The following is an 11,994-nucleotide window of genomic DNA, read 5'->3' as shown; positions in this document are numbered from 1 at the left end:
ATTTAACAGGGGGCGGGTTATTGTCAGAACCTTCTGGCGAAGGCTTTTTGAAAATGCCCTGTTTGATGAAGAAAGCACGCCAGTGGAAAAGCGTGTCTGCCGGAAGCGCTGCAATTTTGGACGGGTCAGGCTCGCCCCAGCGGTCGGCCAGCCAGAAAATCAGCTCCAGCCAGGGCGAGTCACTCAGTTTTTTTCGGCGGTTTCCAGCTTACCGATGGCGTGTTTTTTCACTTTGTCGATGGCATCCAGAAGCACAACGTTATCGTGTGCCGCCAGCAGCTCCTTCGCCGTGGGTTTGTCTTTGGCTTTAATCGGCGAGCCGTCAGGCTGAACCAGGCTGTCGATAACAATCTGTACGCTCAGCTCAGACGCCATGCGGGCATTGCCAGAGGTCTGCGCCTCGATGAGTGCATCTTCATGATCAATAAGCTCAGCCGCCGTCAGCCGACGCAGGTAAACCTTTGTGCCTAAAATTTCAGTTTCAGTCGGCGTGGATTTCGTTTTGAGCAGTGCATTTTTCAGTGCGGAGAGGCTAAATTCAGACATGGTGTATCCTGTTTTTCAGACGAAAAAAAACCGCCCGGAGGCGGTGTGTAACGGGAAACGGATTACGCGCCGGCATCTGGCGCCGGGGCGGCGATCCCCCATTTAATGTTGTTTTGCTTACCCTGCACCGTAATCTGGATAACTTCACTGGCAGGGGCGGTGATTTCGTTCATCTGCCAGCCTGAAAGCGCAAGGATCATTGAAGCCGTTCGTTTGTTCGGCAGCTCAATATAAAACTGAACGGTCTTACGCTGTTCTGCAGCATTGAGGAACGCGGTGAAATCTTCGTTTTCCGGGTCGTCAATGAATCCCAGCGATTTCTCCGGCCCTTCCGGCAGGTCTGACACCGACTGCTTACTCTTGTCCAGCAGGGTGGTACAGTCGACAAATCCTCCCGTCTGACCTGTCGCGCCCAGTGCCTTACAGTTAATCAGGGGTTTGAGCGCCGCCACAGCGGCCCCCACCTCGCCGAACTTCACCACCGTCCCGGCAGGAAGCATTGCGTACTCAGGGGATGATTTTGGCGTGTTATTTTCATCAGCCATAATGATTCTCTCTTAAATAGTGGGCAGCGGTTGCTACCTGTTCTGAATGCCATTGCGGATTTCTACGGTCAGAATGCGCAGAACCTGCTGGACGTTGTAATCCAGTGCCGGACGGATGAACGGATCGGCAACCTGTTTAACCGTACCGAACTCCTGGGCCAGCGCTTTCATGTAATGCTTCTTGCTGGGGCCAACCCGAAGGGTGACCACCGTATTTCCGCGACCTTTCCGCGTGGATGCGCGAATTTTGATGGAATCACGCATATGCTCTGCAGAGGACGCATCATCGAAGCCGGCATGTTGTTTCATGTCTTCTTCAACCACTTTCAGCGCCTCACGCCCCGCGTCACGTAACACCTTCGTGCCGACCTTTTCACCGAGTGCGATAAGCTGCCGCTCCAGCTCGTCCAGCCCTTTTACATCCATAGTGATCATGGTGAGGTGTCCCGGTAGTGAAAGGTGAAATCCCGGACGAGCCGGTACTGAATATTGCCGCTGGTCAGTACCGATTTACTCTGCTGTATTCCACCCCGAATCACATTCTGCACGGGAAAGCCCTCCAGCTGGCCATGCACGATAGCGGTCCATTCCACGCTGATTTTCTTATCCAGCTGTAACAGGCGGGTGTAGTCATTAAGCAGATGAATCGCTATCTGGAAGCGGCCTGCAATCAGGCCTGTGCGCAACAGTCCGGCGTACAACTCCGGATCGGAGATACACTGGTAAGTAATTCCCTCCTGCAGCTCATCAGGCAGGAGCAGAGGGTAAACATCCAGCCCGGTCAGGCGTTCAAGTGCTGTCTTTAATGCCAGCTCGATCATGACGTGCGTCTGCCTCCCCTGTGATGATGAAGCGGTCCGCAAGACGTTCGACGTTACGAACGGTATAAACCCGGTCAGACGTCGTTATTTTCCAGTCGATATCAATATTCAGGTTCGGATGAGTGGCAAAAAGACACGTTTCAATAACCTGTTGTTGATCCAGTGTGCGGACCTTTCTGCCCGATACCAGCTCGCGCTTCGCCCAGGCTTTCCCGGTCGTGACCAGTTGCTCCGGCAGGTGTTCACCCAGCGGTCCCCGACCGGATTGCATATACCCAATCGAAAGACGGCAGGTCATCTCTTCCGGTTTCAGGCTCATACCGTATTCTCCTGCAACGGGAAAAGAAGATGCCGGACCGCAGCCGTCTCCAGCCACTGACCGGTGAAGCCATTCAGATACGCATCCCCGACCAGATACTGCATGGCCAGCTGGATATCTTCATCTGCCACAAAACCGCGTACACCTTCCGGCAGCGCCTGCAGTTCGTCGTCGCTTCCCACCAGTTTGCAGTAGTAGTCACGCTCAATACTCTTCTGCGCAGCCGCCACCATTTTAGTGAGCATGCTGTCATGCTCCGTGAAATCCGGCTCCAGACGGAGCTGGGTTTTCACGTCATCCAATGTCAATATCATGGTCATCGGCTCCCTTGCGGGGACTCAGCGCCTTTTCCGCATCTTCTGGCCATACCGCGATATGGCGTTCAACCAGTTTCTCTGCGTACTCAGCATCAAAACAGGCCATATCGCCGCGCGAATAACGATGATAGGGTCCCAGAAAAAAAACCGCTTTCCGCACCATTTCTGCTCCCGTCAGGCTCGTGGCCACGTTTGTTTCACTTCCGGTCAGATCAACACCTGTATCACCTGAACCCGCTGCAGTATTCTGACCGCCATCCCCGTCCACTGTATTTTCCGGCGTCAGTTCATCCGGCTTTTTCACATCACCGGCTGCAGCCGCTGCTGCCGCTGCTTTTGCCGCTTTCGTCGTCATCGTTTTGCTCCTGAAAAGAAAAAACCCGCTGCTGCGGGCCTGGGGAATTACGTGCTTTTACTCTGTGCGACCGTGGTCGCACAGAGTGCAGGACCGGTTAAAACAGCACTTTTGTCCCGAGAACAAGACCTTCCGGATGACGGAAGCCGATATCGTGCTCCGTCACCACGCGGATCAACGACTGGTTACGAGAGAACGCGGAAACCAGATTGCCGTCCCCGTCCTGGTAGGAGGCTTCCTGCGAGAAGGACACCTTCATGTTGCCGTCTTCACCGATTACCACGTCATTAAAGTCAGCGAAGTAAATTTCTGACTCCTTGCCGCCGTCACCGAGGTTTGCCGGGATAGCGCTGGTACGCTGAATCTGAAATCCCTTGAGGATCCCCTGGGCCATTTCCGGGTAGACCTTGATACCGTTACCGTCGCGCAGACCGAACAGTTTCATGTAGGTACGGTTCGACATACCCCAGCCGCAGCTGATCATGTTGCTGTTGCCGTCCATAGCCATCAGGATGATGCTGTCGAGATAGGTATCAATCGTCTGCAGATTAACCTCTGCAGCAGCTTCCCACGGCAGCAGGCGGTTCCACTCAGTTGCCCGCGCTTTCATACCGACAGGCGTATCACCGGTACCGTCATCGCGCATAAAGGCTTTATCTTCACGAACAGAAATCGCGGTCAGAATATCCTGCAGGACCAGCTGCTCTACGTTGTAGCCAGCACGGCCAATCAGCTGGTTGGAGATTGGCACCATCGCAATCATGGTTTTCGCAGTGAGTTTCACATCATCAAAGCGGGCTTCTGATACTTTCGCATCCTTGCCTTCCCCGGTGTAGCTCGCCGTCGCACCACCGGCCAGACGCGGCAGCGCCATATTACCGTTCGGCAGCGGAATGGAGCGCGCGCCCAGCTTACGAACGATAGTGCGATCACGCAGCAGTTCGATCACCTCGCTGTGCAGGTTTTGCGGAATAAGAACGCCACCTGACGCTGCGGCAGTGTTGATGGCCATCGAGACAGACGGGTCATTCAGTTCTTCAGCTGCAAATTTTGCAGCGTCCTGGACGTTACCCTGTGCTGCCGCAATCGACATCACCAGACGGGTCATGCCTGCGCCGGTATATTGCTTTGGCTCTGCCTTAATGCTGATACCAGGAGCCTGCTGTGTGGCTTTAACCGGTTTGGCGACAAGCGCAGCAGCACGTTCAGCCGCTTCCAGACGCTCAATCTTAGCGCTGATATCCGTGAACTGCTGCTGCAGGCTGGCAAATTCGGTTAACTGCTCCGCTGTCAGCGTACCGCCACCAGTTTCTACTGCCGCCAGTACCTGAACCTTCTGATTAATACCCGCACGTTCACGACGCAATTCTTCAATATGATCCATGTTTTTTCTCTTTTTTTGGCATAAAAAAAGCAGCCAACAGGCTGCTTTCTGGTAATGACGCGTTAGCGCCGGGTCACATTCTGGTTTGCAGGTCCATCGCGGCGGCCTGCAACTTTATGGAAGTGGTTTGTTGAGGTTGTTTGTACTTTGCCGCAATGGCATTAATCGCAGACTGAGGATCCGATATTTCATCGGCAAGACCAGCAGAAATGGCATCGCCACCGAAATACAGACCAGCTTGAGTATCAACGACTGCCTGCTGTTTGAGGCCACGATATTCGGCAACTGATGAGGTAAATATTTCGTACATGTCGTCGAGCATTTTGTCGATCATTGCAAGGGCCGATTCGCTCAACGGTGCATGTGGCGTTGCATTATTTTTGTTATCTCCCCGGTATAGCGCAGTAAATTTTACCCCCACGTTTTCTTCCAGCTTTGACGTATCCAGGTGCTCCATGATGACGCCGATGGAACCGACGCCGCTGGTCTGACTGATGACGATTTTGCTGCATGCTGAAGCAATGAAATACGCAGCAGAAAAAGCGTTGAAATTCACAATCGCGGTGATCGGTTTCGTTTCTCGCGACTGGTAAATATAATCCGCCAGCTCTTTGCAACCTGCCGCTGCACCACCTCCGGAATTGATATCCAGAACAATTTCACTGATGGAGGGGTCATTTAATGCTGAATGCAGCTGGCTGCGGATACGCTCATAACTCGTCAGTTCGGTACACATCGCTGTAATTTGCCCGCGACGAGGAACCAGTATCCCGTGAACAGGTATCACAGCAATACCCCCTGCTGGCTGAACATCTTCAGGGGATGGCGAATCATCTGGATTTAACGCCATCGTAATGACCGGATCCGTCAGCGTTCCCTGAATACGGGGAAGCAACACCGCCTTCACGGCGTCCATCGTTTGTTGTGTAGCGTAATGAGGAACGCCAAAGACCATCTCTGCCAGATGCGGCAGATTAATTAATTTTGTTGTCATGAGATATACCAGGTCAGCCCGCAGCGCGGGAAATAATCAGGCTCTGGCCAGAATAGTTTCGATTTCTGCCAGTTGTTTAGCTGTTGGCGCTTTATCGCCGGGGAAGATTTGCTTACTGTCGACCATATTCAGAGGCGTCAGGTATTTGTCTCCTCCGGTGATGGGTGGAAGGTTCTCCATGCGGCGAATGTCATTAACCGATAACCAGCCCCACTGGCGGCCTAGCGCATAAGATTCATAGCGTGACTTCTGATCCCCGCGCAGCAGGCCAGAAACATTGAATTCAATGTACAGATCACCGCGCTCGCTGGGTAAAAGCAGATCGCGCATTAATGCGCCTTCATGACGCTTCAGCCAGGCTAACAGCGTGTACATCACAAACTGCAGTCCCTGGTGCTCAATGTTGTTATTCGTGGCTTTCGCCAGCATCTGCACCATATGAGGCGGGATTTTATAGAGTCGGCACACTTCCTCCACGCCCCACTGACGGGACTGCAACAGCTGCGCTTTCTCATTGTCCTGAGATAACTGCTTGTAGCTCATCCCTTCCTGAAGCAATGCAACAGAGAAGGCGTTTCTGACGCCGGAATATCTGTCCGTCCACTTTGCCAGCAGGCGGTCGATAGCATCCTGGCTTTTGATCGTCGGAGCGTCTTTTGGACGCTCAATAACGCCGCTCATCGTTGTACCACGGCGAAAGACCTGAGAAGCATGCTCTTCCACGGCGAGGTTTAGTCCAAGAACATCCGCGTTCGTCTGGATTGGGGAACTGCCGATATAGCCATCCAATGAGAAGACCTTCACATGATGCATCATGCGCATTGGCAACGTTTCGCCAATTTCGGGTAGTTCATAATATGGCATCCCATCCGGGCCTTTCAGGACAATGACCTTTTGGGGATTAACCGGGATTAATTCGCGGGGATAACCTTTCCCGTCCCTGTCGATGATCGAGTAGCAATTCCCCTCCAGACCAAGCAGGCCCTGCTGCTGTTCAAAGTATTCAAATGAAGTGTCTTTTTTGTTGGGCTGGGAATGAATCAGATCATAAACAGGGTGGTCAGTCGCCCGTTCACGGCCTCCGTTAGCGCCTCGCCTGTAAAGTTCACACGGCAGTTGCGCCACCGATTCTGCCAGAAGCGTTACACATGCCCGGACCGCCGATAACGCCATTGCGGTTTCAGAAGTGATAATGATCCCCGCCTTGCTCTGGCTGGAACTCACACCACCCAGCATCGCCTGCCAAAAACTACCACCAGACTGAGATTTACCCCGAAACATCTGGGGAATGAACATTATTCACCCCCTGATTTAATTACGCTGGCAGACATTGATTTCGCGATTAAAAATGACCACAGCAGGCAGATTGAACCGCCAGTAATAAGCCCGGCTGCAGGTGAAATAAGCCAGGCACCGGCAGACAGTAATGCGGCTCCGGCGAGGCCGATAAAAAAACTTAAAAACGTCATTAGCATGCTACATCTTCCTCGTCGTAAACGGATGAATTACTCGCCCGGCTATTCAACATTGCCCGTCCGATTGCCATAATCAGCGAAACCGCGCCATCGATTTTGTTTTCGTTCTGCTCTTTGATGGGTTTAACCACATCGTCATTACCGGGCAAATACTTCCCGACGACGTTGCTGATACACCAGCTCATAATCGGGTTCCCGTCGTGATGAAAGCGGCCTGACTCAATGGCGGCTTCCAGCTCCTTCGTCGGATCAGACATATTGGTGTAGTTCTGAACGATAGTGATCGGATTAAGGCTTTCATCAGCCAGATCATGTGAAAGCCCCGTCGCGCCGAACGGGTCAATCGGTGACTCACTGACTGGGTTGAGCTTGTTTGCCGCCTTGGCCTCTTCAAGGATGTAGCGGTAATCAACTTCAGCGCCATCAGTAACTGTAAGCAGTCCCATTTCAACCCATTTCTGAAATCGCTCCGCAGTACGACGATCTTCGTTCTTTTCAACGCTGAATACTGCGTCGTAGGGAACCCAGAAGCGGGGAGCAACGCTGTAGTAATGTGTCTTGCCGTCAATTTCCCTGGTGAACAACCGCGCCATACTGTTCATATCCAGCTTGCGCGCCAAGTCGAAAGACAGAACACATGGCTGTCCTTCGAATTGCTCCAGCGTAAGTGTCTTATCCTCACAGTTCTGCCAGGAAACCAGGTTGTAGAAAGCGGCACGGGCTGCAACCCAGATGTTGAGGTGTTTAGTTTTAAATACACCAGCCTGACGGGCGTTATTAATAGCTCTCTGTTGCTGGCTGAGGAGAAAGTCACGATAGACCGACACGCCCATATTCGGGTTAGCTTTTTCCAGCACTTTAGGATCGGTCCAGTCATCCCCCTCGTCGACGGTGTATATCACGCCGAACAATTCCTCATTCGGTACTGTGCCGTTCAGCATCTCAATCACTTCACGCCGTTTGTCGTAGCATGGACCCTCAATGTTGTAACCCGCCGTCGTGATCGCCCACATTAGTGGTTGTCGCCGCGCCCCCATACCCGTCAGCATAGTGGTGTAGAGCGAATCTGTGGGATGTTCGTGATACTCGTCAACAATCGCACAGTGCGGTGAAGCGCCGTCCCCAGGGTTACCAATCAGCGGCTCAAAACGCGCGCCATCTTCTGGCCGGTTCAGGTTGGACGCATTAACTTCAATCCCGAACGCGTCCACCAGCAGCGGGGTGCGCTTACACATCAGACGAGCTGGTCTGAATACTTCCCACGCCTGTTTTTCAGTTGTGGCCCCGGAATATACTTCAGCGCCAAACTCGTTATCACAGGTAAAACAGTACAGCGCCACACCTGCCGAAATAGCTGATTTCCCATTTTTACGCGGTATCTCCGTGTAAACCTCGCGAAATCGTCGAAGCTTCGACCCTTTCTGGACCCAGCCAAAGGCGCAGCACACAATAAACAGTTGCCATGCCTCCAGAGTGATCGGCATCCGCTTGAATGCCCATTCTCCTTTTGTATGTGGCAACAACTGGATAAATTTCGCGGCCTTTTCTGCCATGTCTTTATCGAAGCGGTAACGAAATTTCTTACTCTTTTCAGCCGCCATGTCATCGATATGACGCTGGCAGGCCTGAATGACAAACTGGCACGCCGGAATTTTCCCCCGCACAACGTTGCGGGCATATTGATTCGCGGCGTTTACGTTGGGGTACGATTTCCGGCTCATGAGTTGATCATCTTCAGGAATGGGTTAGAGGTTTTCTTCTGTCCGGCAAGGCCGATTAGGCGTTGTCGACTGCTGGGATCAAGGCCAAGCATGGAGCCGGTAGAGCTCATCTCCGATTCCTGCTCTTTCTTTGCGGTTAGCTCAGGGTTTTTTATCTTCCCCCCCATAGCACCAGTGATAGTCAGCCCTTCTCTGGCGATATTTTTAACCGCCCTGCGCCAGAACTCATATGCAACACACCAGCGCTCAAGTACGGCAAGATCGGTAACACACAGTAATCCCTGTCCACATAATTCTTTCGTGGTCAGTTCCCACATGACGGCCGCCATTGGCAGACCATCATCCTCAGAAAACCAGTCAGGTGGTGCCACACCTTTAATCGGAGTGAATACAGGTTCCTCTTTATTCAGGGCTCGTTTGCCGGGGTTCCCTGCCAGCTCCTTGCGCGCCGTTGGCTTGGGGCGACGCCCGGAACGCCCCGCAGTTCCAGCCATAAGCGACACTCCTGGTTAAATTTCATTTTTCGCGGGTATAAAAATACGAGGAAGCGGGCAGTCCTGAAAGGCGAAAGGGGTCAGGGATTTGATCCCCCCTACCCCCTGGCCTGTGTGGGCATCAATCAAGATGGAAATCATTATTCAGGTTGCACCGACGACCGCTGCTCGCATTGTGCGGACAGGCATTAGAGTTATGCCCTGACTGCCCACAATAGCTGCAGCGCAGGTTGGCGCGGCGGGATGAACCACCCCATGTTTTGGGACAGTTCGCGTATGTATGAAGCCGTGAACCGCAGTACGTGCAATAGGTATAACTCATCGGATACGCTCTCTTGCCGTCTTCGCTCTGTGGCATTCCCAGCACAACGACTCAAGATTGGAATCGTCATCAGTACCGCCATGAGCTTTTGGAATGATGTGGTCAACGCTGGTCGCTTTCTTCGCTATCTTCTGCCGGCGATGGTTCTGGCACAGGTATTGATCACGCTGTAGGATACGCTCACGTATGATTTCCCAGGACCGACCGTATCCACGTTCCTGTCTACTCTTACCTGCCTGATAGTTACGCCAGCCATCGCCAGCATGCTGCTGTTGGTGCTGGTCACAATATCCGCTGACATCGTTGGTTATTGCCGCACACCCTTTGTGTCGGCATGGGCGTTTAGCGCGCGCTGGCATCGGCATAGTCCTGTTTGTTGGATACAAATTATGTTGTACTCGGAGAGAAAAACGGAAATGGCATCTAGCGGAGAATATTCATAAATAGCGAGAATATGCACGGTCGCCGCCCCGTAACAACCAGGATTACCAGAAAGGCCCCAAAAAAATGAGAATGATTATCAAAGCATTCACATGCGGTCAATGGAATAACAGATTCTTAATCTCTCAACGAAAATAAGGATTTGTTAAGTTTCATGCTTTATATTCGATGTAACACACTGTTTGAGGCAAGAATAATGATCAGATTCTCAAAAATTCAGATTCGCTTACACTGGCTAACTCTTATGTTAATAGCGATAACCTATGCGGCTATGGAGATGCGCGGATGGTTTCCCAAAGGCAGCAACACCTACCTTCTCATGAAAGAAACACATTACAATGTTGGGGTGTTTGTCTGGTTTTTAATGATAATACGATTAATTATTAAACATAAGTATCATGACCCAGCCATCATTCCCCCCTCACTAGCCTGGCAGATGATGGCGGCTAAAATAATGCATATCTTGCTGTACATTTCTTTTTTGGCTCTACCATTATTAGGTATTGCAATTATGGCTTACGGTGGAAAGGACTGGAGTTTCTTAGGTTTTAACGTTGTATCGTTCGTTACTCCTGACGAGGAAACAAAATCACTTATCAAAGATATTCACGAAACACTGGCAAACATCGGATATTTTTTAATCGCAGCGCATGCTGGTGCAGCGTTATTTCATCACTACGTCCAGAAAGATAACACTCTTTTGAGGATGATGCCTGATTGTAACGATAAGAAATAAATACAAATTTTAATGTTTATCATTACAGCAAGCGCTCAGTGAATGCCTGTTGTAATGCCCTTTGTGATGGCAATAAAAAACCGCCCGTAGGCGGCCTGAGAGGCGTAAGCATTGTTCACCCGTTATCCACCCAGTCGCCGCCCTTGGCTGCGTCATATCCGATTTTCTTGGACATGATCTCAATTGCTTGAAACAAGGCTTCGCTTGTATAGTTATTCTTCGTGGTGAGTCGCCACATTTCATGGACGATATGCGCAGGCGATTGGATGCGTTGTATTGCCACAATTACCTTGTACCCGTATTCATCAATGATAATCAGGTCTCCATCATCATCAATGTATGCCAGCGGTTTTTCACTCATGGTATTTCCTCTGCTTGGTGATAGCAGATTGAGTTTAGCCCAAGACTTAATCACCAATATCAAGCCCACCCGGAGATCAGCTTTGGAATGCCAATAAAAAAACCGCCCGTAGGCGGTTGATAGGTGAAAGGCAGGCCAAGTTAACGCGAATTACTGAGGTATTCAGGTATCCCTACTGACGCCATGGCCAGCGTGGGGTCCGAATACAACAACGTCACCTGAGCCCCTTGGCTCTTCATGCATTGACCTAACAGCGTGACCTGTAAGGCGGGAGACTCCAACGTCCCAGACGCGGGTGGTAAAGCTCTCAAGATGGTTGCCCATCCCGGAATTTCTCCCTTCTCACTAGCCTTTCGATTTCTGTTACCCCTGGCTCAGGAACCCCGACGTCACGATCAACGGTTGCTTAAGGGGAAGTCCAAAAACTGGGTCAAAAGGACCTCCTTGAACTTTCCGTGGGTTAACATCTTGATGATAACGAAGCGGCGGTATTCCGCAATAATTTTTGTTACTTATTGAGTGATATGGACGGTACTGTTTGAACAGTTCGCTTGTCACGATTTGTTATGCGTCAGCACATCACGCTTAGTCCGAAGGCCTATAACGCCAATCTCTTAATCTGTAAACCAGATGGGTTTACCAAGACTCTGGCTGTGTCAACAACCGTCTGCAAACTTTAGCGAACTTCGCAGAGGTGTAATTCATCCACCAGTCCTTCGGTGATATACCCGTTTTGGCATGCTCGGCGAGGAACTGGTGTTGCAGTGCTCCCCAGTCCGGTTTTGCCATAAGGTTTTCCTGTTATATATTCATTTTAAACAACATGGAGAGATAATATGAGCGTTAAGGTGTTCCGAAGTGACATTCAACCAGATAGCGAATCAGCTTATCATCAATGGCTTAAAGACAATCCCGATGGATATGTCGTTAACACCTTAAAATCAGCTAGGGGTCAGGCTAGCAAGAGTGATGAACGCTTTACCAGAGTTCATCGGGCTAAATGTAAAACAATCAACCCGCAACCTGGACTAACGGAAAGGAAAGGCTTCACAACTGGTAGATACCAGAAGCTTTGCGCAGCAACCTTTGAATTGGCTGAGAGAGAAGCAAGATCAGTTACTGGGCTGGCAAACGTGAAGAAATGTCCTTGTAACTGATATGTG

At 51.1% G+C, this 11,994-nt stretch carries 17 protein-coding genes; 2 read left to right on the top strand and 15 right to left on the bottom strand.

The window, feature by feature from the left end; translation table 11 throughout:
- Positions 1-183 precede the first annotated feature (183 nt).
- The 14 genes from OGV89_RS21390 to OGV89_RS21325 all read right to left on the bottom strand — a co-directional run bounded on the left by OGV89_RS21390 (position 184) and on the right by OGV89_RS21325 (position 9,652).
- Entirely contained in the window at positions 184-546 is a 363-nt protein-coding gene (locus OGV89_RS21390) for a phage tail protein (protein ID WP_032949492.1), read from the bottom strand.
- Positions 547-608: 62 nt separating this feature from the next.
- Positions 609-1,091, bottom strand: a complete 483-nt coding sequence (locus OGV89_RS21385) for a hypothetical protein (RefSeq protein ID WP_003832379.1) — start codon at positions 1,089-1,091, stop codon at positions 609-611.
- Positions 1,092-1,124: 33 nt separating this feature from the next.
- The gene (locus tag OGV89_RS21380) at positions 1,125-1,526 is read right to left on the bottom strand and encodes an HK97-gp10 family putative phage morphogenesis protein (RefSeq protein WP_048233541.1); all 402 of its coding nucleotides are present in this window, start codon (positions 1,524-1,526) and stop codon (positions 1,125-1,127) included.
- Positions 1,523-1,912 (bottom strand): hypothetical protein, encoded by a 390-nt coding sequence (locus tag OGV89_RS21375; protein ID WP_044711884.1) that lies wholly within the window; start codon positions 1,910-1,912, stop codon positions 1,523-1,525. The genes OGV89_RS21380 and OGV89_RS21375 overlap by 4 nt, the downstream gene beginning before the upstream one ends.
- On the bottom strand, positions 1,881-2,231 hold the full coding sequence (locus OGV89_RS21370; RefSeq protein ID WP_048233538.1) for a head-tail adaptor protein: 351 nt from the start codon (positions 2,229-2,231) through the stop codon (positions 1,881-1,883). Before OGV89_RS21370 ends, OGV89_RS21375 begins: the two co-directional genes overlap by 32 nt.
- Positions 2,228-2,545 (bottom strand): head-tail connector protein, encoded by a 318-nt coding sequence (locus tag OGV89_RS21365; protein ID WP_044711926.1) that lies wholly within the window; start codon positions 2,543-2,545, stop codon positions 2,228-2,230. The genes OGV89_RS21370 and OGV89_RS21365 overlap by 4 nt, the downstream gene beginning before the upstream one ends.
- The gene (locus tag OGV89_RS21360; RefSeq protein WP_048233536.1) at positions 2,526-2,903 is read right to left on the bottom strand and encodes a hypothetical protein; all 378 of its coding nucleotides are present in this window, start codon (positions 2,901-2,903) and stop codon (positions 2,526-2,528) included. The genes OGV89_RS21365 and OGV89_RS21360 overlap by 20 nt, the downstream gene beginning before the upstream one ends.
- Before the next feature lie 97 nt (positions 2,904-3,000).
- Positions 3,001-4,287, bottom strand: a complete 1,287-nt coding sequence (locus tag OGV89_RS21355) for a phage major capsid protein (RefSeq protein ID WP_048233535.1) — start codon at positions 4,285-4,287, stop codon at positions 3,001-3,003.
- Between the two features lie 73 nt (positions 4,288-4,360).
- Positions 4,361-5,281 carry a S49 family peptidase gene (locus OGV89_RS21350; RefSeq protein WP_048233534.1) on the bottom strand — a complete coding sequence of 307 codons (921 nt, stop codon included), beginning with the start codon at positions 5,279-5,281 and terminating at the stop codon, positions 4,361-4,363.
- Positions 5,282-5,317: 36 nt separating this feature from the next.
- Complete coding sequence (locus OGV89_RS21345) at positions 5,318-6,577, bottom strand: phage portal protein (protein WP_071667538.1); 1,260 nt, start codon at positions 6,575-6,577, stop codon at positions 5,318-5,320.
- Positions 6,577-6,756: a hypothetical protein gene (locus OGV89_RS21340; protein ID WP_003832363.1), complete on the bottom strand. Its 180-nt coding sequence runs from the start codon at positions 6,754-6,756 to the stop codon at positions 6,577-6,579. Before OGV89_RS21340 ends, OGV89_RS21345 begins: the two co-directional genes overlap by 1 nt.
- Positions 6,750-8,477, bottom strand: coding sequence for a terminase large subunit (locus tag OGV89_RS21335; RefSeq protein ID WP_149281608.1), 1,728 nt, complete (start codon positions 8,475-8,477; stop codon positions 6,750-6,752). Before OGV89_RS21335 ends, OGV89_RS21340 begins: the two co-directional genes overlap by 7 nt.
- On the bottom strand, positions 8,474-8,971 hold the full coding sequence (locus tag OGV89_RS21330) for a phage terminase small subunit P27 family (RefSeq protein ID WP_003832359.1): 498 nt from the start codon (positions 8,969-8,971) through the stop codon (positions 8,474-8,476). The genes OGV89_RS21335 and OGV89_RS21330 overlap by 4 nt, the downstream gene beginning before the upstream one ends.
- A 318-nt stretch (positions 8,972-9,289) precedes the next feature.
- Entirely contained in the window at positions 9,290-9,652 is a 363-nt protein-coding gene (locus OGV89_RS21325) for an HNH endonuclease (RefSeq protein WP_286559282.1), read from the bottom strand.
- A 278-nt stretch (positions 9,653-9,930) separates the two neighbouring features.
- On the opposite strand from OGV89_RS21325, the gene OGV89_RS21320 reads away from it, so the two are divergent.
- Entirely contained in the window at positions 9,931-10,470 is a 540-nt protein-coding gene (locus OGV89_RS21320) for a cytochrome b (protein WP_200024762.1), read from the top strand.
- A gap of 115 nt (positions 10,471-10,585) precedes the next feature.
- Here OGV89_RS21320 and OGV89_RS21315 read toward each other — a convergent pair whose 3' ends face one another.
- Complete coding sequence (locus tag OGV89_RS21315; protein ID WP_200024763.1) at positions 10,586-10,831, bottom strand: hypothetical protein; 246 nt, start codon at positions 10,829-10,831, stop codon at positions 10,586-10,588.
- A gap of 836 nt (positions 10,832-11,667) precedes the next feature.
- Here OGV89_RS21315 and OGV89_RS21310 point away from each other — a divergent pair.
- Positions 11,668-11,988, top strand: coding sequence for a hypothetical protein (locus OGV89_RS21310; protein ID WP_200024765.1), 321 nt, complete (start codon positions 11,668-11,670; stop codon positions 11,986-11,988).
- The last annotated feature ends 6 nt before the right edge of the window (positions 11,989-11,994 follow it).

Origin of the sequence: Citrobacter sp. Cf125, assembly GCF_030333935.1 — a bacterium.
Classification (GTDB): Bacteria; Pseudomonadota; Gammaproteobacteria; order Enterobacterales; family Enterobacteriaceae; genus Citrobacter; species Citrobacter freundii.
This window is presented reverse-complemented; position numbering and strand designations above follow the sequence as displayed.

What these genes read in the sequence shown, in the direction of transcription:
- OGV89_RS21365 (WP_044711926.1), bottom strand. Translation starts at nt 2,545, where the DNA reads ATGATATTGACATTGGATGACGTGAAAACCCAGCTCCGTCTGGAGCCG.
- OGV89_RS21375 (WP_044711884.1), bottom strand. Translation starts at nt 1,912, where the DNA reads ATGATCGAGCTGGCATTAAAGACAGCACTTGAACGCCTGACCGGGCTG.
- OGV89_RS21310 (WP_200024765.1), top strand. Translation starts at nt 11,668, where the DNA reads ATGAGCGTTAAGGTGTTCCGAAGTGACATTCAACCAGATAGCGAATCA.
- OGV89_RS21320 (WP_200024762.1), top strand. Translation starts at nt 9,931, where the DNA reads ATGATCAGATTCTCAAAAATTCAGATTCGCTTACACTGGCTAACTCTT.
- OGV89_RS21340 (WP_003832363.1), bottom strand. Translation starts at nt 6,756, where the DNA reads ATGCTAATGACGTTTTTAAGTTTTTTTATCGGCCTCGCCGGAGCCGCA.
- OGV89_RS21370 (WP_048233538.1), bottom strand. Translation starts at nt 2,231, where the DNA reads ATGAGCCTGAAACCGGAAGAGATGACCTGCCGTCTTTCGATTGGGTAT.
- OGV89_RS21315 (WP_200024763.1), bottom strand. Translation starts at nt 10,831, where the DNA reads ATGAGTGAAAAACCGCTGGCATACATTGATGATGATGGAGACCTGATT.
- OGV89_RS21335 (WP_149281608.1), bottom strand. Translation starts at nt 8,477, where the DNA reads ATGAGCCGGAAATCGTACCCCAACGTAAACGCCGCGAATCAATATGCC.
- OGV89_RS21360 (WP_048233536.1), bottom strand. Translation starts at nt 2,903, where the DNA reads ATGACGACGAAAGCGGCAAAAGCAGCGGCAGCAGCGGCTGCAGCCGGT.
- OGV89_RS21350 (WP_048233534.1), bottom strand. Translation starts at nt 5,281, where the DNA reads ATGACAACAAAATTAATTAATCTGCCGCATCTGGCAGAGATGGTCTTT.
- OGV89_RS21385 (WP_003832379.1), bottom strand. Translation starts at nt 1,091, where the DNA reads ATGGCTGATGAAAATAACACGCCAAAATCATCCCCTGAGTACGCAATG.
- OGV89_RS21390 (WP_032949492.1), bottom strand. Translation starts at nt 546, where the DNA reads ATGTCTGAATTTAGCCTCTCCGCACTGAAAAATGCACTGCTCAAAACG.
- OGV89_RS21325 (WP_286559282.1), bottom strand. Translation starts at nt 9,652, where the DNA reads ATGCCAGCGCGCGCTAAACGCCCATGCCGACACAAAGGGTGTGCGGCA.
- OGV89_RS21330 (WP_003832359.1), bottom strand. Translation starts at nt 8,971, where the DNA reads ATGGCTGGAACTGCGGGGCGTTCCGGGCGTCGCCCCAAGCCAACGGCG.
- OGV89_RS21380 (WP_048233541.1), bottom strand. Translation starts at nt 1,526, where the DNA reads ATGATCACTATGGATGTAAAAGGGCTGGACGAGCTGGAGCGGCAGCTT.
- OGV89_RS21355 (WP_048233535.1), bottom strand. Translation starts at nt 4,287, where the DNA reads ATGGATCATATTGAAGAATTGCGTCGTGAACGTGCGGGTATTAATCAG.
- OGV89_RS21345 (WP_071667538.1), bottom strand. Translation starts at nt 6,577, where the DNA reads ATGTTCATTCCCCAGATGTTTCGGGGTAAATCTCAGTCTGGTGGTAGT.